Here is a 22,505-nt window from a genome sequence, read left to right as displayed (position 1 = left end):
TTCAGGCCGCGGCCGCGCGCAGCTGTTCCAGCGACTGCCGCTGCTTGCCGTCGGCATCGAAGTTGGCGGGCGAGAGCCACTGCTCGAAGCCCGCGCGCAGCGCCGGCCATTCGCTGTCGATGACCGAGAACCAGGCCGTGTCGCGCGTGCGGCCCTTGTAGACCAGCGGCTGGCGGAACACGCCCTCGAACTGGAAGCCCAGGCGCTGCGCCGCCTTCTTCGAGGGCGCGTTGAAGTTGTCGCACTTCCATTCGTAGCGCCGGTAGCCGAGCTCGTCGAAGGCCAGCTGCATCAGCAGGTACTGGGCCTCGGTCGACAGCGGCGTGCGCTTGAGCAGCGGCGAGAAGGTCACGTGGCCGACCTCCATCACGCCATGGTTGGGCTCGATGCGCATCAGCGCGAGGCTGCCCACGGCGCGGCCCGTGGCCTTGTCGATCACCGCGAAGTGCATCGGGTCCAGGCTCTGCGCGATCAGCTCCACGTAGGCGCGCGCGCTCGCGGCGTCGGGCGCGCGCTCCACCGCGAGGTAGGTCCAGTCGCGGCCGTCGGGCGCCAGCGCATGGGCGGCATGCAGGTCGGCCGCGTGGCGCTCGGCCGACAAGGGTTCGAGCCGGCACAGGCGGCCTTCGATCGGCGTGCGCGGCGGCTTCGGGCGCGGCGACCAGCCGGGCAGGGCGGCGCCGATGGTCTGGCCGAACTGGTTGGTGCGCGGCGTGAGCGGGGGGTGGGAGGCGGGCATGGGGGACTCTCTTTCGATGACGACAGGCGCTACAGTACGCCCGTCGTGGCGCCACGAAAAGCGCCACGCCATGCGAATTTCATGGTGCCACGAGAAACGCCCGATGACCGATGCCGCCGACCCCTCCGCCACCCTGTCCGACCCCGTGCGCCGCGCGCTGCTCGAGGCACCGCTGGCGCGCGAGCGCGAGGCCGGCTCGATGCAGCGCCAGCTCCACGAGCGCCTGAAGCGCGCCATCCTCGACGGCCGCCTCGCGCCCGGCACGCGGCTGCCCGGTTCGCGCGCGCTGGCCGAGGCGCTCGCGGTGTCGCGCAACACCGTCACGGCCACCTACGAGCATCTCGCGGCCGAGGGCTACCTGCGGCCCGACCGCCAGGGCACGCGCGTGATGGAGCTGGCCGCGCCCGCGCCGCCGCGGCGCGGCCCGCGCACGCCGGCCGTGCCCGCCACCGCGGGACGGCTCGCGCGCATCCATCCCATGGGAAGCCGCGCCGAGCCCGAACTCGCGCTGCGCCCCGGCGTGCCCGCGCTGTCGCACTTCCCGATCGCGGCCTGGCGCGGCGCGCTCGACCGCGCGCTGCGCGGTGCCGGCCATGCCGCGCTCGGCTATGGCAACCCCTTCGGCGAGCCCGCGCTGCGCGCCGCCATCGCGCAGCACCTGGGCCTGGCGCGCGGCGTGCGCTGCACGGCCGAGCAGGTGGTGATCGCCGAGGGCGCGCAGGAAGCCATCGCGCTGTGCGTGCGCCTGCTCACCGACCCGGGGGACACCGGCTGGGTCGAGGACCCCGGCTACCGCGGCGCCAAGTCCGCGATGCACGCGGGCGACCTGCGCATCGTGCCGATGCCGGTCGATGCGGGCGGCCTGCGCGCGAGCGAGGAGGACTGGCGGCTGCAAACGCCGCGGCTGGTCTATGCCACGCCCTCGCACCAGTACCCCTCGGGCGTGGTGCTCGGCATCGCGCGGCGGCTCGCGCTGATCGCGCAGGCGCGCGCCCACGGCGCCTGGATCATCGAGGACGACTACGACAGCGAGTTCCGCCACACCGGCGACCCCATCGCCGCCATGCAGGGGCTGGTGCCGCAGGCGCCGGTGCTCTACGTGGGCACCTTCAGCAAGACCATGTTCCCTTCGCTGCGGCTGGGCTTCCTGGTGCTGCCCGAGGACCTGCTGGCCACCGTGCGCGCGCCGCTCGAGGAGATGCTGCGCGGCGGCCATCGCCACGAGCAGCTCGCGCTGGCCGACTTCATCGAGAGCGGACAGTTCAGTCGCCACCTGGGCCGCATGCGGCGCCTGTACCGCGAGCGCCAGCAGGCCCTGCGCGCCGCGCTCGAGCGCCACTTCAGGCTGCCGCACACCATCGACGGCGGCCACTGCGGCATGCACCTCACCCTGCGCCTGCCCGCGCGTTTCGACGACCGCCGCATCGCCGCCGAGGCGCGGCGCCACCGCATGGCGCCGATGCCGCTGTCGGCGGCCGCGATCCGGCCCGGGCCGGACTGCAACGGGCTGGTGCTGGGCTACGGCAACACCTCGGCCGAGCTGTTCGAGCCGATGGCGAAGCGGCTGGCGCAGCTGGCGCGCGCGGTCGGCCGCTGAAGTCATCGCGCCTGTCGCGCAGGCGTCAAGGTGGTGCCTTCGCGCCCGCGGCGATAGCAACTCGGTACAAGGCGCGCCCGCCCTGCCTCGATAGCCTCGCCGCACCTGCAACGACGACGGAGACAGAGCGCATGAGCATGAAGAAGAAGACATTCCCGCTGCGGCGGTTCGGGATCGCGGGCGCGGTGGCGGCGGTGGCCGCCCTCGCTGCCTGCGGTGGCGGGGACGGCGGCGCGGTCGTCGCCTTCCCGCCGGTGTCGGTGGCACCGCCGCCACCGCCGCCCGCCGCGCCGCCGCCCGCGGCCCACCCGCTCCAGGTCGCCACCACCTACGGCGAGGTCGAGGGCGCCGCGCAGGCGGATGGCGCGGCCTACGCCTGGCTCGGCATTCCCTACGCGCAGCCGCCGGTCGGCGAGCGGCGCTGGAAGCCGCCGGTCTCGCCGAACGCCTGGAGCGGCGTGCGCAGCGCCAAGGACTTCGGCCGCTCGTGCGCGCAGGCCGGCAGCTTCTATGCGCCGCCGCTGGCCGACGACGGCTTCACGCGCGAGATCGGCACCTCGTTCGGCCAGCTCGTCGGCGCCGAGGACTGCCTCACGCTCAACGTCTGGCGGCCCGCCACGCAGGAGAAGAACCTGCCCGTGGTGGTGTGGGTGCACGGCGGCGCCAACACCGTGGGCTACACCCACAACCCGACCTACGACGGCGTCAACTTCGCGCGCAGCAACAACGCCGTCGTCGTCACCGTCAACTACCGGCTCGGCGTGTTCGGCTGGTTCCGCCATCCGGCGCTCAGGAGCGGCGATGCGCTCACCGACTCGGGCAACTACGGCACGCTCGACCTGGCCAAGGCCCTCGAGTTCGTGCATGCCAATGTCGCGGCCTTCGGCGGCGATCCGCGCAACGTCACGCTGATGGGCCAGTCGGCCGGCGCCTGGAACACCTACGCGATGATCCTGACGCCGCTGAGCAAGGGCAAGGACTGGTTCCAGAAGGCCGTGCCGATGAGCATGGGCGTGAAGATCTCGAGCACCGCGCAGGCCGACACCTATGCCAAGGGCGTGGTGCGCAAGCTGCTCGTGATGACCGGCGCGGCCACCGAGGCCACCGTGGACGCCACCATCGCGGGCATGAGCGAGGCGCAGGTCGCGAGCCTGCTGCGCAATGCACCGGCCTCGCAGCTCGCGCTGCTGTCCTCGGGCCAGGCCGACAACATCGGCGACGGCACCGTGCTGCCCGCCGTCGCGCGCACCGCGGTCGAGGCGGGCGAGTACCGCAAGGTGCCGCTGCTCGCGGGCACCACGCGCGACGAGGGCAAGATGTTCCTGCAGTCCTACTACCAGGTCGACGACGCCACGCGCTTCCTGATGATGTACGACTTCGATCCGAACCGGCCCACCGCGCCGGGTTCGGCCACGCTCGCGAGCGTGCTCAAGCCCGGTGTCACGGTCGATGCCTACAACGCGGCCGGCAAGGCGGTCACGGCCGCGAGCTTCGCGGCCAGCATCACCTCGGCGCTCACCCTGTTCCAGGCGCACCAGCCCGAGGTCTATGCCTACCGCTTCGACTGGTCGCAGGGCCCCGAGCCGTGGAACACGCTGTACGGCGCGGGCCATTCCACCGACATCCCGTTCATGTTCGGCAACTTCGGCAAGGGCATGTTCTCGATGAACTACACCGATGCCAACCGGCCGGGCCGCGAGGCGCTGTCGGCCGCGATGATGGGCAGCGTGGGCGCGTTCATGAAGACCGGCAATCCCAACCACGCCGGCCTGGGCGTGGAGTGGGTGCGCTGGACGCCCGCGGGCACGCCGCGGCGCCTGCTGTTCGACGCGACGGCGGGCGAGAAGCGGATCGTGCTGGAGTGAGCGAAGGACTTCAGCCGACCGCGATGCCGAAGCCGGTGTCGAAGGTGGTCTTCACGTCGAGCGCCTGCTTGATCAGCCCCACCTGCCGATAGAAGTCCGCCGTCCCCTGCTGGTCGGCGACCACCTGCGCATCGATCGGCACCCACTTCTGCTGCCGCCGCTCGAACTGCAGCTTCGCGGCCTCGGGCGGGATGCCGATGATGCGCGCGAGCGTGGCCGAGAATGCATCGACGTTGCGATAGGACCATTGCTGCGCGCGCACCACGCGCTGCAGGAAGTCCTGCAGCACCGGCCGCTTGGCCGCGATCGCCGCGTCGGTGGCCGCGAGGTAGCTCAGGCCCGGCAGCAGGCCGCGGCCGCTCGCGAGCACGCGCGCATGGCCGCTGGTTTCGGCCAGCGCGGTGTAGGGCTCCCAGGTGGCCCAGGCATCGACCGAGCCCTGCGTGAGCGCGAGCTTGGCGTCGGCCGGCGCGAGGAAGCGCAGGTTGATGTCCTCGGGCTTCAGCCCCGCCGCGACGATGGCCTTGAGCGTCACGTAGTGGCCGATGGAGCCGCGGTTGGTGGCCACGCTTTTCCCCTTGAGCTCGGCCGCGCTCTTGAGCGGCGAGTCGGGCCGCACCAGCACGGCCGTGCCGTAGGAGTCGGAGCGGTTGGCGCCGATCGCCTTCACGCGCGTGCCGGCCGCGAGCGCGAAGATCAGCGGCGCATCGCCGATCGGGCCCGAATCGACGGCGCCCGCGTTCAAGGCCTCGGCCAGCGGCGCGGCGGCCGGGAATTCCGACCACTGAATGTCGTACGAGAGGCCCTCGAGCCCGCCCGCGGCCTCGAGCAGCGCGCGCAGGCCGCCCTTCTGGTCGCCGGCCTTGAGCAGCGGGCGCGCCTGGGCACGGGCCTGCAGCGCGAAGGTGGGCAGGGCGGCGATGGTCGCGGCGGCGCCGCCCTGGGCGATGAAGCGGCGGCGGCTGGCGGATGGCATGCGGTTCGTCATGGCGTGACCGTGCTCAGGCCAGCGGGTCGTACGACACGTGGTCCGCGAAGCGCGCCGGGTCGGTGCTCTTCTTGAGCACGCCCACGTTGCGGAAGTCGGCCGCGTAGAACGCGACCTCGTCGCGCAGGCTGCGGCCCAGCGGATGGTGCGCATGCGTGAGCGTGCCCAGCAGCGCGCGCAGGTCCTCCACCGGCACCTTGGGCGAGTACTTGGCGAACAGCCTGGCCGATTCGTTCGGGTTCTCGGCCACGTAGTCCGAGGCCTGCGCGATGGCGCGCACCAGCCCGGCCACGGTGGCCTTGTCCTTGCGCACCAGCTCGCCGCGCGCGCCGACGATGCAGCAGACCTTGTCCTTGTACTCGCCCGTGAGGTTGCTCGCGATCTCGACGAACGCACCCTTGTTGCGCTTCTCGATCAGGTAGACGTTCGGATCGCCGTCGGCGATGGCGTGGATCTCGCCCTTCTGCACCGCGAGGTCGAGCAGGTCGGCCGGGTACTGGCGCCAGGTCACGTCGCGCTCGGCGTCGATGCCGTTCTTGGCGAGCAGGATCGAGAAGAAGTTCTTGCCCGGGCTCGTGATGTCCGACACGCCGATGATCTTGCCCTTGAGGCTCGCGAGGCTGGTGGCGCCCGCGGCCTTGGCGCCCACCAGGCGCACGCAGCCGCCGTGCGAGCTGCCGACGATCTTCACGTCGAAGCCCGACTCCAGCGGCTTGAGCCAGCGGTGGATCATGCCCACCGCCGCGTCGGCCTTGGCCGTGGCCAGCGATTCGAGCAGCTGGTCGGTCGAGCCGGTGTAGTTGATGAGCTCGACCTGCAGGCCGTTGCGCTCGAAGTAGCCGCGCTCCTGCGCCACCACCACCGGCGAGAGGCAGAAGGCCGCGGCGTTCCAGGCGAAGGTCAGCTTGCGCGTCGACTGCGAGAAGGCCTGCGAGGCGATCAGGCCGCCCGAGGCGACCACGGCGGCGGCGCCGCCGGCACGCAGGAGGCGGCGGCGGGAGAGGGATGCGTTCATCGGCGGTTCCAGGAGAAAGAAGGAGTCAGTCCAGCAGCTCGGGCTCGGCCTCGACCAGCCCCTGGTAGAGGCTGTCGAAGGAATGGATCGCGCCCTCGGGCCCGCCGATCTGGCCGTGCGTGTGGCGCGCCGTGGCTTCGTCGATCGGTTGCGGCGTGCCGGCGGCCTCGGCCAGCAGCTGCGTGTGGCAGGCGTTGTCGAGCGCGATGTACCACCAGGCCGCGGCCTCCACCGTCGGGCCGGCGGTCAGGATGCCGTGGTTCTTGAGGATCGCGCCCTTCCTGTCGCCCAGCGCCTGCGCGATGCGCTCGCCCTCGCTGGTGTCGACCACCATGCCGGTGAAGTCGTCGAACAGCGCCACGTCGTCGTGGAACACGCAACTGTCCTGCGTCAGCGTGTCGAGCTTGCGGCCCAAGGTCGACCAGGCCTTGCCGTAGGTCGAGTGGGTGTGGGCGGCCGCGACGATCCTGGGGTTGTGCTCGTGGATCGCCGCGTGGATCGCGAAGGCCGCCTTGTTGAGCGGGCGGTCGCCGATCACGGTCTCGCCCCTGGCATTGACCAGCAGCAGGTCGGAGACCTTGATGCGCGAGAAGTGGATACCCAGCGGGTTGACCCAGAAGTGGTCGGTCAGCTCGGGATCGCGCGCGGTGATGTGGCCGGCCAGGCCCTGTGCGAAGCCGAAGCGCGCGAACAGGCGGAAGGCGCCGGCCAGGCGCTCCTGGCGGTGGCGGCGCTCGGCCTGCACGCTGGTGCGCGGCGGGATCGGGTCGAACCAGTACTTCTGCGTCGGCACCGGGTTGAGCTTCAGGGCCGAGGCGTTGCGGTCGATGGAAAGAACGGCGCTCATGGGGATGTCCTCGTCGTGATGCGGTTCAGGCCGCCTTGCGGATCGAGGCCGCGCGCTGCGCCACCAGTTCGCGCGTGCGCGGGATCAGTTCACGCCCGTAGTCGGCCGCGTCCTCCAGCGGATCGAAGCCGCGGATCAGGAAGGTGGTGACGCCGAGGTCGTAGTAGTCGAGCAGCGCATCGGCGACCTGCTCGGGCGTGCCGACCAGCGCGGTGCTGTTGGAGCGCCCGCCGATCTCCTGCGCGACCGCGGTCCACAGCCGCTTGTCGAGCCGCGTGCCCTGCCCGGCCGCGGCCAGCAGGCGCTTGGCGCCCTCGCTCTGCTGCGGGCCGCCGCGGTTGTAGCCCTGCACCACACGCAGCCGCTTCGTCTCGGCCAGGATGTGGTCGGCGCGGGCCCAGGCCTGCTCTTCCGTCTCGGCCAGGATCGGGCGGAACGAGACCGAGAAGCGCACGCTGCGGCCGTGCTTGGCGGCCTCGGCGCGCACGCGGGTCGTGAGCTCGCGCGCCTGCTCGAGCGACTCGCCCCACAGCGCGTAGACGTCGGCGTACTTGCCGGCCACGGGGATCGCGGCTTCCGAGGCGCCGCCGAAATACACCGGCACGTGCGGGCGGCCGTTGCGCGTCTGCAGCGGCTTGACCTCCGAGAAGGCGTTGAGCGCGCGGTAGTGCGCGCCCTCGTGGTCGAAGGGCTTGTCGGCCTGCCAGACCTTGTGCAGCAGCTCGAGGTATTCGTCGGTGCGCGCATAGCGCTGGTCGTGGTCGAGCCAGTCGCCGTCGCGCTTCTGCTCGTCGTCGGAGCCGCCCGAGATGTAGTGCACCGCGAGCCGTCCGCCGCTGAACTGGTCGAGCGAGGCGAACTGGCGCGCCGCCAGCGTGGGCGCCACGAAGCCCGGGCGGTGCGCGAGCATGAAGTGGATGCGCTCGGTGACCGAGGCCGCGTAGGCCACGGTCAGCGTGGCGTCGGGGCCGGTCGAGTGATGCGGCACCAGCACGCGGTCGAAGCCGGCCTGCTCGTGCGCCTGGGCGAAGGCGCGCACGTAGTCGCGGTCGATCGCCGGGCCCTGGGCGGCATGGATCTCCGAGACCTTCTGGCCCTGGATCATGCCGATGAATTCGACGCCGCTGTTGTCGTTGCTGTTCTGGCTCATGGTGTGTCCTCTCGGTGGGTGTCTGTCGGAAACGGATGAAGAAGGGATCAGGCCGCGGACGGCTGGCGCAGCACGCCGTCGAAGCCGCGGTCCCACAGCGGCCGCACGTCGGCCGGGCCGTCGAGCACGCCGATGCGCAGGAAGGTGTCGGCCACGTCCTGGTGGCTGCGCACCACCGCGTCGCTGACCGGGCCCAGGCTGTAGTCGCCGCTGCGGCCGTTGAACAGCTCGACGATGTCGCCCACCGGCACCCGGGTCTCGGCCGACTGGGCGCGCGCATAGGCGAGGAAGTTGCCGTTGATCCAGGCGAAGGCGCGCTGCAGCCGCTGCAGCAGGTCGGCGATCGCGGCGCGGCGCAGCGGGTCGTCGAGCGTGCGCGGGTTGGCGTAGATCGGGAAGTTGCCCGACAGGTAGCCGACGCCGGTCTTGATGGTGCGCGCGCCGTACTGGATGCGCGCGAGCTGGCCGTTGTAGCCGTAGATGGCCCAGGCATCGAGGTCGCCGCGCGCGAAGGCCGACAGCCCGTCGGCCGGCGTCAGGCTCACGGCCTGGATGTCGTTGAAGCCCAGGCCGGCCTCGGCCAGCTGCTTGGCGAGGTAGTAGTGCGAGGTGGTGGCGCGCACGTAGCCCACGCGCTTGCCCTTGAAGTCGGCGATGCTGCGGATCGGTGCGTCCTTGCGCGCCAGCGTGGCCTGGTTGTTGAGGTCCTCGTGCGTCACCGCCACCAGCTTCACGCTCGACTTCTGCCGCGCCGCGAACACCGGCGGGATCTCGCTGCCCGAGCCCAGGTCGAGCGCGTCGCCGTTGATCGCCTCGATGTGCAGCACGCCGTTGTTGAGCTCGCGCCAGTCGATGCGGTAGGGCGTGTTGCCCTGGCCCGAGGCCTGGATCAGCGGCCGCCACAGGCCCTTGTAGGTGCCCACGCGCAGGGTCACGCCCGCGAGGTCGCGCGCCGGGGCGCTCGGTGCCGCCCGCGCGATGCCGCCGGCGGCGGCCGTCGCGCCGAGCGCGGCCAGGGCGTGCAGCACCTGGCGGCGGTCCATGGAGAAGAAGGGGCTCATGCGGTCGTCGGCGGGGCGGGGGAAACGGCGAACGTAACCAGCCGCGCCGCCGATGCGAACGCAGAAAAACGAGTTTGGATATGCGCGATGCGTCGTTTTCGCGCGCACGGCGGCTCGCTAACGTGCCGGGACCATGAGCGCCATCCCCCTGCGCCGGCCCGCGGCCGGCCCGAATTCCCGCGATTCCTCCGGCCTGCCCGACGCCGCGCTGCTGGCCAGCCTCACGGCACGCTTCGCGAGCACCGCCGCCGACCACGACCGCAGCGGCGCCTTTCCCGCGCAGAACTTCGAGGCGCTGCAATCGCATGGGCTGATCGGGCTGGTCGCACCGAGCGCCTTCGGTGGCGGGGGCGCCACGCTGGATACGGCGCGGCAGGTGATCGCCGCGGTGGCGCGCGGCGAGCCCGCCACGGCGCTGATCCTCACCATGACCTACCTGCAGCACCATGGGCTGGCGCGCGGCGACAGCCGCTGGCCGCCGCACCTGCGCGAGCGCGTGCTGCGCGACGCGGTCGAGCACGGCGCGCTGATCAATGCGCTGCGCGTCGAGCCCGCGCTCGGTTCGCCCGCGCGCGGCGGCCTGCCCGCCACCGTGGCGCGCCGCGACGGCGAGGGCTGGCGCATCGACGGCCACAAGCTCTACACCACCGGCATCGAGGGCCTGGGCTGGCTCGCCGTGTGGGCCCGCACCGACGAACCCGCGCCGCGCACCGGCGTGTTCCTGGTGCCGCGCCATGCCGGGGGCGTGCGCGTGATCGCGAGCTGGGACCACCTGGGCCTGCGCGCCTCGGGCAGCCACGAGGTGGTGTTCGAGAACGTCGCGATCCCGCTCGACCATGCGGTGGACCTGCGCGCGCCGGCCGACTGGGCGCCCGATGCGGGCAGCCAGACCGACATCGACGCCCAGGCCTCGCAGCAGGCCTGGATGGTGGTGCTGCTGGGCAGCCTCTACGACGCGGTCGCGCGCTCGGCACGCGACTGGCTCGTGGGCTTCCTCAACCAGCGCGCGCCCGGCAGCCTGGGCGCGCCGCTCGCGAGCCTGCCGCGCGTGCAGGAGACCGTGGGCGAGATCGAGGCGCTGCTGCGCACCAACCGCGTGCTGCTCGACGCGGCCAGCGAGGCCGTCGACAGCGGCCGCACGCCGTCGGCGGTCGACAGCGGGCTGCTCAAGCACAGCGTCACCGGCAACGCGGTGCGCGCCGTCGAGCTCGCGCTGCAGCTCACGGGCAACCATGGCCTCGCGCGCCAGAACCCGCTCGAGCGCCATTACCGCGACGTGCTCTGCAGCCGCATCCACACGCCGCAGAACGACGCGATCCTGGTCGGCGCGGGCAAGCGCGCGCTGCTGTCGACGGGAGCCGCCGCATGACCGACCTGCTGTTTTCCAAGGCATCGCGCCGCCGCTGGCTCCAGCAGGGCGCGGTGCTCTCCATCGCGGCCACGGCCTCGTTGCGCGGCTGGGCGCAGCCGCAGACCTCGCTGGTGCTCGGCGACCAGGCCGGTGGACTGCGCTCGCTGTTCGAGGCCTCGAAGGCACTCGAGGGTGCGCCCTTCGCCTACCGCTGGGCCAACTTCCAGGGCGCCGCGCCGCTGTTCGAGGCGCAGCGCAGCGCGGCGGTCGACACCGCGATGGCCGGCGACCTGCCGGTGCTCGCCGCGGCCGTCGGCAGGACGCCGCTGAAGATCGTCGCCACGCGCGTCGGCAAGGCCGACTCGCTCGGCATCGTGGTGCAGCCCGATTCGAAACTGCGCAGCGTGGCCGACTTGCGCGGCCAGACCGTGGTCGTCTCGTCGGCGCGCGGCAGCATCTCGCAGTACCAGCTCTACGGCGCGCTCGAGGAGGCCGGCGTGCGGCGCGACGAGGTCACGGTGAAGTTCGTGCTGCCGACCGACGCGGCCGCTGCCTTCGCCTCGCGCCAGATCGACGCCTGGGCCATCTTCGATCCCTACTACACGATCGCGCTGCAGCAGGGCGGACGCATCCTGCGCGATGGCCGCGGCATCAACACCGCGCTGGGCTTCATCACCGCCAGCGAACCTTCGCTGGCCGATCCCGCCAAGCGCGCCGCCATCGTGCAGTTCCTCGACCGGCTGGGCCGCGCGGGCGACTGGGCGTTGGCCAATCCCGAGGCCTATGCGCAGGCCTACAGCCAGCTCACGCGGCTGCCGATCGAGTCGGCAAGGCTCATCACCGCGCGCGCCTCGGTGGCCGCGCGGCCGGTGAGCGAGGCCGACATCGTGGCGTTGCAGGCCGTGGCCGACCGCTCCGCGCGCGATGGCATCCTGCCGGTGCGCGTCGACGTGCGCGCGATCTCCGACACCCAGCTCTGGAAGCGCGCGGCGTGAGCGCCGCCGTTCCCGCATCGATCGCGCCGCTGCGCGAGTTCGTGGTCGATTTCGGCCGCCTGCTCGACGGCCGGCCCGACGAGCGCGCCATCCTCGCCGAGGGCGGCGCGCTGCTGCGCCGGCTGGTGGCGCGCGACGACTGGCTGCCCGAGGCCTTCGCGCAGCCCGACCCCGCGCGCTACCAGCAGTTCCTGCTGCATGCCGACAGCACCGAGCGCTTCTCGGTCGTGAGCTTCGTCTGGGGACCGGGCCAGGCCACGCCGGTGCACGACCACACCGTGTGGGGCCTGATCGGCATGCTGCGCGGCGCCGAGTACAGCCAGGCCCATGCCTTCGGCGACGACGGCCAGGCGCGGCCGGTGGGTGAAGCGGTGCGGCTCGATGAAGGCGACGTCGAGGCCGTGTCGCCCACCGTCGGCGACCTGCACCGCGTGCACAACGCGCATGCGGACCGCGTGTCGATCAGCATCCATGTCTATGGCGCCAACATCGGCGCGGTGCGGCGGCATACTTACCCGGCCGAGGGCGGGCGCAAGCCCTTCGTCTCGGGCTACACCAACACGCTGCTGCCCAATCTCTGGGACCGGTCCGCCGAACTCCGGGCGGTCCCGCCTGCCACCACGCCATGACCGACGCCACGCTCCAAGCCACCTCCGCCTTCCCCGTCCTCTCGTTCGCCGCCGTGCGCGAACGCCTGCTCACGCCCGGCGCCGAGATCGCGCTGCTCGACGTGCGCGAGGAGGATCCCTTCGCCCAGGCCCATCCGCTGTGGGCCGCGAACCTGCCGCTGTCGCGCATCGAGATCGAGGCCTGGCGCCGCATCCCGCGCCGCGACACCTTGATCGTTCTGTACGGCGAGCACCGCGGCACCGACCTCGCGCCGCTGGCCGCTCGGCGGCTCGCGGGCCTCGGCTACACCCGCGTGCACCTGCTCGAAGGCGGCCTCGAGGGCTGGCGCGCGGCCGGCGGCGAGCTGTTCCGCGACGTCAACGTGCCGAGCAAGTCGTTCGGCGAACTGGTCGAGCACGAGCGCCACACGCCCTCGCTCTCGGCTCCCGAGGTGAAGGCGCTGATCGACGAGCGCGCCAACGTGGTCGTGCTCGATGCGCGCCGCTTCGACGAATACCAGACCATGAGCATCCCGGGCGCCACCAGCGTGCCGGGCGCCGAACTCGTGTTGCGCGTGCGCGAGCTCGCGCCCGATCCGGCCACGCGCGTGATCGTCAATTGCGCGGGGCGCACGCGCAGCATCATCGGTACGCAGTCGCTGGTGAATGCCGGCATTCCCAATCCCGTGGCGGCGCTGCGCAACGGCACCATCGGTTGGAAGCTCGCGGGGCAGGTGCTCGACCATGGGGCGGTGCGGCGTGCGCCCGAGGCGGTGAGCGACGCGCATCGTTCGCAGGCGCGTGCCGATGCGCGGCGTGTGGCGCAGAAGGCGGGGGTTCGGTGGGTGGCGGCCGATGCCGTGGATTCGCTCGAGGAGGCGGGGCGGACGGTCTATCGCTTCGATGTGCGCACGCCCGAGGAATACGCGGCGGGTCATCTTCCCGGCTTTGCCGGAGCGCCCGGTGGGCAATTGGTGCAGGAGACGGATCACCAGGTGCCGGTGCGGCATGCGCGGATCGTGCTGGCGGATGACGATGGGGTGCGGGCTTCGATGTCCGGCTCCTGGCTGGCGCAGATGGGGTGGGAGGTTCATGTGGTGGAGCCTGTGCCTGCTGCCGATGCGTTGAGCGAACGGGGTGCTCTGGCCGCTGTGTATCCGGAGGTGGCTCGGGCCGTTGGAGAGATCGAGGCGCTGGACTTGGCTCGGTTGCTCGATGGCGATGCTTCGTCGACTGCGGTGATCGATGTGACGGCCAGTGCGAATTACGTGAAGCGGCATGTGCCGGGGGCGTGGTTTGCGATTCGGGCGCAGCTCTTGGAGGCGGTTGCTGGAGTCATTCCTTCGGCTCGGCGCTATGTGTTGACTTGTGGGAGCAGTTTGTTGGCTCGGTATGCGGCTTCGGATCTGCGGGAGTGGCTTGATTCGCGTGGGGAGCTGGATGTGGAGGTGCTCGTGCTGCTTGGAGGGAATGCTGCCTGGTTCTCTGCTGGGCTTCCTTCTGAGTCTGGTGAAGCCCGGTTGGCTACCGAGAGGACGGATCGGTATCGGAGGCCTTATGAAGGGACCTCGGCTTCTGTGGAGGCTATGCAGGGGTATCTGGATTGGGAGTTTGGACTCGTTGCGCAGTTGGGGCGGGATGGGACGCATCGGTTTGTCGTGGCCTGAATTTGGGTTTGTTTTTTTGCAAAGGCTGTCGGCCGGGAATTCCGCCCGGCGGCGGACCTACTTTCTTTTGCTTCGCCAAAAGAAAGTAGGCAAAGAAAAGGCGACCCCACTGTCTGTGTCCCTCCGCTTCGCTACGGGCAACCTGCGGTGCTCGCGTTTCGCGGGGTCTCGCAGAACTCGCTCCGCTGCGCTGCGCTCAGACAGCTGCGAGCCCTTATCCGCGAAACGCTGCGCTCCTCGGCGCAGCCAGAGGGGAGTGGGTCGGGCCATCGCTGCGCTCGGCCAGGCAAGCCCAACGGGCCTTCGCTTCGCTCGGCCTCAGTGAAAGGTCCAGGGCCTACGCATGCGCACTCACCACACAAGGACGCGCCACGGCGCGTTGACCCTAGTCCCCTCTGGCTGTGCCGAGGAGCGCAGGGGAAAGCGGGATAAGGGCCGCAGCTGTCTGAGCGGAACGAAGTGCAGCGAGTTCTGCGGCCCCCCGCTTTCTCCGAGCACCGCAGGTTGCCCGTAGCGAAGCGGAGGGACACAGACAGCGGGGTCGCCTTCTTTTGCTTACTTTTCTTGGCGAGACAAGAAAAGTAAGTCGCCCGCCGGGGCGAGACCCGGCCTACGACCTCACCAAACAAACCAACCTCCCAAACAAACCACAAAACAAAAAACGCACCTCCCCCGTGCCCCCAAGCACCAAACAAGGGTAAGTCCCAGTCCACTGGCACCTCCCCCCTCCCACCCCTGGCACTTTGCACCCCACCCCCAACCATGCACAGTACCCCTCGCACCGAAGCCTCGGCCAGCGCCGCCCGCAACAGACAAGGAGAACCCGGATGAACACGCGTCGATCCCTGCACCGTGCAATCGCAGCCACAGCGCTGCTCGTGCTGGCCACCACCGGCACCGCCTTCGCCCAGAAGGCCAAGGAACTCACCTTCGCCCACCAGGACATGCTCGTCCCCCTGCGACTGGTCATGGAGTCGGGCGAGGTCGAGAAGGCCACCGGCTACAAGATCAACTGGCGCATGTTCTCGGGCGGCGGCGACGTGATCCGCGCCATGGCCTCGGGCGACGTGCAGATGGGCGAGACCGGTTCGAGCCCGCTGACGGCCGCGGCCAGCCAGGGGCAGGACATCAAGCTGTTCTGGATCTCGGCCGACATCGCCGACGCCGAGGCGCTGGTGGCGCGCAATGCCTCGGGCATCGCGAGCCTCAAGGACCTCGCGGGCAAGAAGGTCGCCACGCCCTTCGTCTCCACCGCCCACTACCAGCTCATGGCCGCGATGAAGATGGAAGGCGTGGACGCGAAGAAGGTCAACGTGATGAACATGCGGCCGCCCGAGATCGCGGCGGCCTGGGAGCGCGGCGACATCGACGCCACCTTCATCTGGGACCCGGTGCTCTCCAAGATCCGCTCCAGCGGCAAGGTGATCGCGACCTCGGGCAGCATCGGCAAGCGCGGCGCGCCGACCTTCGAGGGCATCGTGGTCAACGCCAAGTGGGCGGCCGAGAACGAGGCCTTCATGGTGGCGTTCGTGAAGGCGCTCAACCGCGCCAACGACGAGTACAAGGCCTCGGGCAAGAGCTGGACGCCCGACTCGCCGCAGACCAAGGCGATGGCCAAGTGGACCAAGGCCGATCCGAAGGACGTGGGCGCTGCGATGGCGCTCTACAGCTTCCCGACCCTGTCCGAGCAGCTCTCGCCGACCTGGCTCGGCGGCGGCGCGGCCAAGGCGATGGCGAACACGGCGGCCTTCCTCAAGGAACAGGGCCGGGTGCAGGAGGTCAAGCCCGATTACTCGGCCTACGTGACCACCACGTACGTCGAGAAGGCCCTGGCGGCCAAGTGAGCGCGGCGCGGTAAACAAAAAAGCCCATGCCCACGCTCGACATCCGCGACCTCACGGTCAACTACGCCGTCAAGGGCGGCACCCTGCAGGCGCTGGCGCCGGTCAACCTGCGCATGCACGACGGCGACTTCGTGGTCGCGCTCGGCGCCTCGGGCTGCGGCAAGACCACGCTCTTGAACTGCATCGCGGGCTTCCTGCCGCCGTCCACCGGCGAGATCCTGCTCGACGGCCAACCCGTGGCCGGCCCCGGTGCCGACCGCGGCGTGGTGTTCCAGAAGCATGCGCTCATGCCCTGGCTCAACGTGCGAGACAACGTGGCGCTGGGCTTGCGGCTCGCGGGCGTCGACCGCGCCACGCGCGACCGCGTGGCGGAAGAGAAACTCGCGCTGGTCGGGCTGCAGAAGTACGCCGACCGCGCGGTGTACGAGCTCTCGGGCGGCATGCAGCAGCGCGTGGGCATCGCGCGCGCGCTGGCCAGCGATCCGGCCGTGCTGCTGATGGACGAGCCGATGGGCGCGCTCGACGCCTTCACGCGCGAGCAGGTGCAGGAGATCCTGCTGCAGGCCTGGTCGACCTCGAACAAGATGGTGTTCTTCATCACCCACTCGGTGGAGGAAGCGCTGTTCCTCGCCACCCGGCTGATCGTGATGAGCCCGAGCCCGGGGCGCATCTCGCACGTCTACGACGAGGTGCCGTTCTCGCGCCAGTACCTCTCGCACGGCGATTCGCGCAAGGTGAAGTCCGAGCCCGAATTCATCCGCATGCGCGAGGAAGTGCTCTCCATCATCCACCACCGCGAGGCGGCCCATGCCTGAGGCCAGCATCGCATCGCCGGTCGCCATGACGCCTCCCACCAAGCCAGCAGTCGTCCCGCCGCCCGCGCCCGGCACCAAGCTCAAGACCAGCGCCTTCAAGGTGCCGGGCGAGGGCTCGAGCTTCACGATCAGCGTGGTCACGGTGCTGACGCTGCTCGCGCTGTGGTTCCTGGTCACCAACATGGGCTGGGTCAAGCCGCTGTTCCTGCCGACGCCGCAGGCGGTGTTCCAGCAGTTCTACGAATACCTGACCGGCCAGGCCAACGACAAGCCGCTGTGGCAGCACTTCCTCGCGAGCATGTTCCGCGTGTTCTCGGCCTTCCTGCTGGCCTGCGTCACGGCCATCCCCGTGGGCATCGCGATGGGCATGAGCCGCTTCTGGCGCGGCATCTTCGATCCGCCGCTGGAGTTCTACCGGCCGCTGCCGCCGCTGGCCTACCTGCCGCTGATCATCATCTGGTTCGGCATCGACGAGCTGCCCAAGGTGCTGCTGATCTTCCTGAGCTGCTTCGCGCCGCTGGCGCTGGCCGCGCGCTCGGGCATGCGCAGCGCCTCGCAGGAGCAGATCAACGCGGCCTACTCGATGGGCGCGAGCTACCTGCAGGTGATCCGCCACGTGATCCTGCCCTCGGCGCTGCCCGACATCCTGGTCGGCATGCGCATCGCGATCGGCTTCGGCTGGACCACGCTGGTGGCCGCCGAGATGGTGGCGGCCAACATGGGGCTGGGTCAGATGGTGCTCAACGCGTCGAACTTCCTGCGCACCGACATCGTGATCATGGGGATCGTGGTCATCGGGGTGGTGGCGTATCTGTTCGACCTGCTGATGCGCTGGCTCGAGCGGCGCCTGGTTCCCTGGAAAGGGCGCATGTAGCGGAAGGCGCGGCGGGCGGCGAGACCGGCACCGCCGGCGGCATCGGCGAGGGCAGGGCGCCGCCCGGCCCCATCGACTGCTCGAGGAAATCGAGCATCGCGCGCATCGCCGCGCTGTTGTGGCGCCGCTGCGAGTAGGCGGCATAGAGCCAGTGGTCGTGCGGCATGTGCTCGCGCAGCACCGGCACCAGCGCGCCGCGCTCCAGGTGCGACTGGGCCAGCGGCTCGGGCACGTAGGCCACGCCGACGCTGCGCAGGGCCAGCTCGATCAGCGCGACCGCATCGTTGGCCTCCATGCGGCTGTGTACCGGCACCTCGTAGGCCTCGCCTTCGGTCTCGAAGGGCAGGTGGGTGGTCGAGGCGGCCGAATAGCTGAGCACGTCGTGCCGGCTCAGGTCGGCCGGCACGCGCGGCATGCCGCGCAGCGCCCAGTAGGCCGGGGTGGCGCAGACCACCATGTCGAACTGCACCAGTCGCCGCACGATCAGGTTCATGTCGTCGATGCGCCCGCCGGTCAGGTGGATGTCGATGCCCTCGCCGATCAGGTCGACCGCGCTGTTGGTGAAGACCAGGCTCACGTAGACGTCGGGATAGCGCTTGATGAACTCGGCGATCACGTCCGAGAGCCAGCCGGCGATCAGCCCGTGCGGCGCGCTCATGCGCAGCCGGCCGCGCGGGTGGGCGCCGTGGGCCTGCAGGTCGTTGAGGGTGTTCTCGGCCATGTCGACCAGCTGGGTGCTGCGCTCGAGCAGCACCTCGCCGGCGTCGGTCAGGCTCAGCGAGCGGGTGGAGCGGTTGAGCAGCCGCACGCCGCTGCGCTCCTCGAGCTCGGCCACGTAGCGGCTGACGGTGGCCTTCGACATGCCCAGCGACAGGGCGGCGCGCGAGAAGCTGCGCCGGAACGCGACTTCGCGAAATGTCTTGATGAGATCGAGTCCGTCCATGAGAGTGGGCGCATTGTTCCAGTTCGGCCAGAGGCCCGCGCCGGCGCAGGGGCATGGCGCAACTTTGGTTTGCGCCCACCGGACGCATCCGGTTGCATCCGGATCGCCGCCGGCTGCGTACAGGGGGTGATCGGTCCCGGACGGCGGGGCCCGCCAACATGCACGAGAAGGAAGAAGAAGCCATGCCGCAGGACATCGCGTTCGCCATCCGCTGGGTCGAGAAGGGCCTGGTGCCCGATACCGTGGTGCGCCGCGGCATCCGGCGCCTGCTCAAGGACCGGCTGTCGGAGTTGTATGCCGGCAACACCCCGGCCGTGGCCGAGCTGACGCAGGAGTTCGTCGGGCGCATGCGCTCGGCCAGCCTGGCGCCGCTGCCCGAGAAGGCCAACGCCCAGCACTACGAGGTGCCGGCCGCCTTCTTCGGCCAGGTGCTCGGCAACCACCGCAAGTACAGCAGCTGCTACTGGCCCGAGGGCACGCGCACGCTCGAGGAGGCCGAATCGGCCGCGCTGGCCAGCACCTGCGAGCGCGCCGGGCTGGACAACGGCCAGGACATCCTCGAACTGGGCTGCGGCTGGGGCTCGCTCACGCTGTGGATGGCCGCCCACTACCCGGGCAGCCGGATCACGGCGCTATCGAACTCCGCCTCGCAGCGCGAATACATCGAGGCCGAGGCCGCGCGGCGCGGGCTGGCCAACGTGCGGGTGCTCACGCGCGACATCAACGTGTTCGACACCGAGGAGCGCTTCGACCGCGTGGTCTCGGTCGAGATGTTCGAGCACCTGCGCAACTGGCCGCAGGCCTTCGCCAACGTGGCGCGCTGGCTGCGGCCCGGCGGGCGCTTCTTCATGCACGTGTTCGTGCACCGCGAGGCGCCCTATCCCTTCGAGGTGCGCGACGCCAGCGACTGGATGAGCGAGCACTTCTTCTCGGGCGGCATGATGCCCAGCGACGACCTCGCGCTGCATTGCCAGGACGACCTGCGGCTGCTGCGCCGCTGGCGCTGGGAAGGCCGCCACTACCAGCGCACCGCCGAAGCCTGGCTGCGCAACATGGACCAGCGGCGCGAGGCGCTGCGCCCGCTGTTCAAGGCCACCTACGGCGACCAGGCCCATGTCTGGTGGACGCGCTGGCGCCTGTTCTTCATGTCGGTGGCCGAGCTGTTCGGCTACGAGCACGGGCAGCGCTGGTGGGTCAGCCACTACCTGTTCGAGCGGCGCGCCTGAAGCCGGCCCGATGAACTTCAGCCCGCTCGAAGCCGCCTTCGCCGGCCTCGCCTTCACGGCCGCGGTCGCGCTGGTGGTCTGGCTCGAGAGCCTGGCGCGGCGCGACGCGAGCCTGATCGACCGCTTCTGGCCGCTGCTGATCGCGGGCGCGGGCCTGGTCTACCTGGTGCTGCTGCCGAATGCGCCGCTGCACGACCCGCGCGGCCTGGCCATGGCCGTGCTTGCGTTGCTGTGGGGGCTGCGGCTGGCGCTCTATGTGGCCGCGCGCAACTGGGGCCACGGCGAGGACCGGCGCTACCAGGCGATCCGCGCGCGCAACCAGCCGGGCTTCGGCCTCAAGAGTCTGTACCTGGTGTTCGGGCTGCAGGCGGTGCTGGCCTGGATCGTCTCGGCGCCGCTGTTCGTCGGCATGGCGGGCGCGCGGCCGCTGGGCTGGCTCGACATCGCGGGCGGCGCGCTGGTGGCCTTCGGCATCGGCTTCGAGGCCATTGCCGATGCCCAGATGTCGCGCTTCAAGGCCGATCCCTCGCAGCGCGGCCAGGTGATGGACCGCGGCCTGTGGCGCTACAGCCGCCATCCCAACTACTTCGGCGAGGCCTGCGTCTGGTGGGGGCTGTGGCTGATGGCGCTGGGCGCGGCCGGCCTCGGCGGCGCCTGGAGCGTGGTCTCGCCGCTGCTCATGACCTGGCTGCTGCTGCGCGTGTCGGGCGTGCGCCTGCTCGAGGCCGACATCGGCCACCGGCGGCCCGCCTACCGCGACTACATCGCGCGCACCAACGCCTTCGTGCCGGGGCCGGTGCGCCGGCCGCCGAAATGAGCGTGCGCCATGCCGGCACGGCGCTGGCGTGCGCGCTGGCCCTCGCGGCGGGCGCGCAGCCGGTGGCCTCGCCCGCCACGGGCGAATGGAATTTCCGCGTGCTGCTCGACGACGCGCCGATCGGCGAGCACCGCTTCGTGCTCACGGCCGCGGGCGACGAGCGCCGGCTGAGCAGCGAGGCCGCGTTCGCGGTCAAGCTGCTGGGCGTCACGGTCTACCGCTACCGGCATTCGGCGGTCGAGCACTGGCGCGGCGACTGCCTGCGCCGGCTCGATGCCGACACCAACGACGGCGGCGACCGCTCCGAGGTGCGCGCCGAGCGCGAGTCGGAAGGCGACGGCCCCGCGCTGGTGGTCGTCACGCAACGCGGTCGCAGCGCGCTGCCGGGCTGCGTGATGAGCTTCGCCTACTGGAACCCCGCGATGCGCGCGCAGCAGCAGCTGCTCAATGCGCAGACCGGCAAGCTCGAGCCGGTGCGCATCGCCGCGCTCGACGAGGGCCGCGTCGAGGTGCGCGGCCGCGGCGTGGCGGCCCGGCGCTGGCGCGTCAGCGGGCCCGAGCAGCCGATCGACCTCTGGTATGCCGTGGCCGACGGCGAATGGCTGGGCCTCGATGCCCAGGTGCGCGGCGGCAAGAAGCTCAGCTACCGGCTGAAGTAGGCTTCGCGGCCAGCGCGCTCAGCACCGCGGCCGTCATCGCCTGCACGCCCGTCGTGATCGAGGGTTCGGGCACCGGCGCGAAGAAGGGCGAGTGGTTGAAGGGCAGGGGCTTGCCGCCTTCCTTTTGCGAGTCGGCGACCTCCTTCGGATCGTTCACGCCGATGAAGAAGAAGAAGGTGGGTACGCCCTCCACCGCGAACTCCGAGAAGTCCTCGCTGGCGGTGATCGGCGGCACCTGCACCACCTTCGCGTCGCCGAGCTGCGCCTTGAGCGCGGCCACGGTGCGCTGCGCCAGCGCCTGGTCGTTGATCACCGCGCCGTTGCCGCGCGCCGGGTCGAGGCCGATGGCGGGTTCGGGCGCGCCCGCCATCGCGGCCGAGGCCAGCGCGGTGCGGCGCACGCCGTCGATCAGCTGCTTGCGCACCTGCGGCTTGTAGCTGCGGATGGTGCCGCGCAGCAGCGCCGAGTCGGGAATGATGTTGCCGGCGGTGCCGGCCTGGATCGCGCCCACCGTCACCACGCCGAACTCGGCCGGGTCCTTCTCGCGGCTCACCACGGTCTGCACGTCGGTCACGAAATGGGCCGCCTGCACGATCGGGTCGATCGCGCGGTGCGGCGCCGAGCCGTGGCCGCCACGGCCCTTGAAGTCGATCTCGAAGCCGTCGGAGGCCGAGGTGATCGGCCCCGCGCGGTAGCCGACATAGCCGTAGGGCGAGGCCGAGGTGTGCAGCGCGAAGGCCGCATCGGGCTTGGGGAAGCGCTTGTAGAGCCCGTCGGCCAGCATGCCCTTGGCGCCGCCGCTGGCCTCCTCGGCCGGCTGCGCGACGAACACCAGCGTGCCCTGCCACTGGTCCTTGAGCGCGAGCAGCGTGCGCGCGGTGCCGACCCAGCTCGCCATGTGCACGTCGTGGCCGCAGCTGTGGGCGACGAAGGTCTCGCGGCCCTGCCAGGTGGCCTTGGCCTGGCTCGCGTAGGGCAGGCCGGTCTTCTCCTGCATCGGCAGCGCGTCGAGCTCGGTGCGCACCAGCACCGTGGGACCGGCGCCATTGCGCAGGACCGCGACCACGCCGGTGCGGCCCACGTGCTCGGTCACCTCGAAGCCGAGGGCGCGCATCTGCTCGGCCAGCCTGGCGGCCGTGCGCACCTCCTGGAAACCGAGTTCGGGATGGGCGTGGATGTCCTTGTAGAGCGTGTCGAGCTGCGGATAGGCCTCGCGCGCGAGCGACTCGATGCGCTGGGCGTTGGGGGCGGCGCCTTGCGCCATGGCGGCGGGCACGGCGGTGCAGGCGAGGCAGGCGGCGAGGGAAAGCTGGCGAAGTGAATGCATGAAGGGACCTGTCTCCTGGGGTGATGTGTCTTTGCTTGTTCTTGAAAGGGACCGGCCGCGAATCTAGGCAATGGCTTGCCAGGCGTCCAATGCATTGTTCTATCCACAGCCATAATT

The 22,505-nt window shown here is 70.8% G+C and carries 20 protein-coding genes; 12 read left to right on the top strand and 8 right to left on the bottom strand.

Annotated features, from left to right (window positions below):
- Nucleotide 1 precedes the first annotated feature (1 nt).
- Nucleotides 2-739 carry a GNAT family N-acetyltransferase gene (locus R0232_RS26485; RefSeq protein WP_431510019.1) on the bottom strand — a complete coding sequence of 246 codons (738 nt, stop codon included), beginning with the start codon at nt 737-739 and terminating at the stop codon, nt 2-4.
- A gap of 103 nt (nt 740-842) precedes the next feature.
- Between R0232_RS26485 and R0232_RS26480 the strand changes: the two genes are divergently transcribed.
- Nucleotides 843-2,336 carry a PLP-dependent aminotransferase family protein gene (locus R0232_RS26480; protein ID WP_431510018.1) on the top strand — a complete coding sequence of 498 codons (1,494 nt, stop codon included), beginning with the start codon at nt 843-845 and terminating at the stop codon, nt 2,334-2,336.
- 137 nt (nt 2,337-2,473) lie between these two features.
- Nucleotides 2,474-4,201 (top strand): carboxylesterase/lipase family protein, encoded by a 1,728-nt coding sequence (locus R0232_RS26475; RefSeq protein WP_431510017.1) that lies wholly within the window; start codon nt 2,474-2,476, stop codon nt 4,199-4,201.
- Between the two features lie 10 nt (nt 4,202-4,211).
- Here the strand turns inward: R0232_RS26475 and R0232_RS26470 are convergent, their stop codons facing one another.
- Genes R0232_RS26470 through R0232_RS26450 form a run of 5 tightly spaced genes read right to left on the bottom strand, consistent with a single transcriptional unit; the run spans nt 4,212 to nt 9,262 of the window.
- Nucleotides 4,212-5,189: an ABC transporter substrate-binding protein gene (locus tag R0232_RS26470; RefSeq protein WP_431510016.1), complete on the bottom strand. Its 978-nt coding sequence runs from the start codon at nt 5,187-5,189 to the stop codon at nt 4,212-4,214.
- A 13-nt stretch (nt 5,190-5,202) separates the two neighbouring features.
- Entirely contained in the window at nt 5,203-6,204 is a 1,002-nt protein-coding gene (locus R0232_RS26465; protein WP_431510015.1) for an ABC transporter substrate-binding protein, read from the bottom strand.
- A 25-nt stretch (nt 6,205-6,229) separates the two neighbouring features.
- Complete coding sequence (locus R0232_RS26460) at nt 6,230-7,051, bottom strand: class II aldolase/adducin family protein (RefSeq protein ID WP_093340357.1); 822 nt, start codon at nt 7,049-7,051, stop codon at nt 6,230-6,232.
- 25 nt (nt 7,052-7,076) lie between these two features.
- A complete protein-coding gene (locus tag R0232_RS26455; protein WP_296783329.1) occupies nt 7,077-8,201 on the bottom strand; it encodes an LLM class flavin-dependent oxidoreductase in 1,125 nt (374 codons plus the stop codon).
- Between the two features lie 47 nt (nt 8,202-8,248).
- Nucleotides 8,249-9,262 (bottom strand): ABC transporter substrate-binding protein, encoded by a 1,014-nt coding sequence (locus R0232_RS26450; protein WP_431510014.1) that lies wholly within the window; start codon nt 9,260-9,262, stop codon nt 8,249-8,251.
- 133 nt (nt 9,263-9,395) lie between these two features.
- On the opposite strand from R0232_RS26450, the gene R0232_RS26445 reads away from it, so the two are divergent.
- The 7 genes from R0232_RS26445 to R0232_RS26415 all read left to right on the top strand — a co-directional run bounded on the left by R0232_RS26445 (nt 9,396) and on the right by R0232_RS26415 (nt 17,416).
- Nucleotides 9,396-10,631, top strand: a complete 1,236-nt coding sequence (locus R0232_RS26445) for an acyl-CoA dehydrogenase family protein (protein ID WP_431510013.1) — start codon at nt 9,396-9,398, stop codon at nt 10,629-10,631.
- Complete coding sequence (locus tag R0232_RS26440) at nt 10,628-11,608, top strand: ABC transporter substrate-binding protein (RefSeq protein WP_431510012.1); 981 nt, start codon at nt 10,628-10,630, stop codon at nt 11,606-11,608. Before R0232_RS26445 ends, R0232_RS26440 begins: the two co-directional genes overlap by 4 nt.
- Nucleotides 11,605-12,237, top strand: coding sequence for a cysteine dioxygenase (locus R0232_RS26435; RefSeq protein WP_431510011.1), 633 nt, complete (start codon nt 11,605-11,607; stop codon nt 12,235-12,237). The genes R0232_RS26440 and R0232_RS26435 overlap by 4 nt, the downstream gene beginning before the upstream one ends.
- Nucleotides 12,234-13,883, top strand: a complete 1,650-nt coding sequence (locus tag R0232_RS26430; protein ID WP_431510010.1) for a rhodanese-related sulfurtransferase — start codon at nt 12,234-12,236, stop codon at nt 13,881-13,883. Before R0232_RS26435 ends, R0232_RS26430 begins: the two co-directional genes overlap by 4 nt.
- Nucleotides 13,884-14,710: 827 nt before the next feature.
- The gene (gene tauA, locus R0232_RS26425; protein ID WP_093340345.1) at nt 14,711-15,727 is read left to right on the top strand and encodes a taurine ABC transporter substrate-binding protein; all 1,017 of its coding nucleotides are present in this window, start codon (nt 14,711-14,713) and stop codon (nt 15,725-15,727) included.
- 26 nt (nt 15,728-15,753) lie between these two features.
- On the top strand, nt 15,754-16,542 hold the full coding sequence (locus R0232_RS26420; protein WP_057595008.1) for a taurine ABC transporter ATP-binding protein: 789 nt from the start codon (nt 15,754-15,756) through the stop codon (nt 16,540-16,542).
- On the top strand, nt 16,535-17,416 hold the full coding sequence (locus R0232_RS26415) for an ABC transporter permease subunit (RefSeq protein WP_431510009.1): 882 nt from the start codon (nt 16,535-16,537) through the stop codon (nt 17,414-17,416). Before R0232_RS26420 ends, R0232_RS26415 begins: the two co-directional genes overlap by 8 nt.
- Here R0232_RS26415 and R0232_RS26410 read toward each other — a convergent pair.
- Nucleotides 17,334-18,359, bottom strand: coding sequence for a LysR family transcriptional regulator (locus R0232_RS26410; protein WP_431510008.1), 1,026 nt, complete (start codon nt 18,357-18,359; stop codon nt 17,334-17,336). The two genes, R0232_RS26415 and R0232_RS26410, sit on opposite strands and share 83 nt — an antisense overlap.
- A gap of 182 nt (nt 18,360-18,541) precedes the next feature.
- Between R0232_RS26410 and R0232_RS26405 the strand changes: the two genes are divergently transcribed.
- The 3 genes from R0232_RS26405 to R0232_RS26395 are packed head-to-tail and all read left to right on the top strand — an operon-like array spanning nt 18,542 to nt 21,061.
- The gene (locus R0232_RS26405) at nt 18,542-19,585 is read left to right on the top strand and encodes an SAM-dependent methyltransferase (RefSeq protein WP_431510007.1); all 1,044 of its coding nucleotides are present in this window, start codon (nt 18,542-18,544) and stop codon (nt 19,583-19,585) included.
- 10 nt (nt 19,586-19,595) lie between these two features.
- Nucleotides 19,596-20,402, top strand: coding sequence for a DUF1295 domain-containing protein (locus R0232_RS26400; protein WP_431510006.1), 807 nt, complete (start codon nt 19,596-19,598; stop codon nt 20,400-20,402).
- Nucleotides 20,399-21,061 (top strand): DUF6134 family protein, encoded by a 663-nt coding sequence (locus R0232_RS26395; RefSeq protein ID WP_431510005.1) that lies wholly within the window; start codon nt 20,399-20,401, stop codon nt 21,059-21,061. The genes R0232_RS26400 and R0232_RS26395 overlap by 4 nt, the downstream gene beginning before the upstream one ends.
- On the opposite strand, the gene R0232_RS26390 is transcribed toward R0232_RS26395, so the two are convergent.
- Nucleotides 21,042-22,388 (bottom strand): amidohydrolase, encoded by a 1,347-nt coding sequence (locus R0232_RS26390; protein WP_431510004.1) that lies wholly within the window; start codon nt 22,386-22,388, stop codon nt 21,042-21,044. The two genes, R0232_RS26395 and R0232_RS26390, sit on opposite strands and share 20 nt — an antisense overlap.
- Nucleotides 22,389-22,505: the final 117 nt, after the last annotated feature.

This window comes from Variovorax sp. DAIF25, from assembly GCF_050711835.1.
Lineage (GTDB): Bacteria > Pseudomonadota > Gammaproteobacteria > Burkholderiales > Burkholderiaceae_C > Variovorax.
Note: the sequence above shows the minus strand (reverse complement) of the source record. Positions and strands in the feature narration are given on the sequence as shown.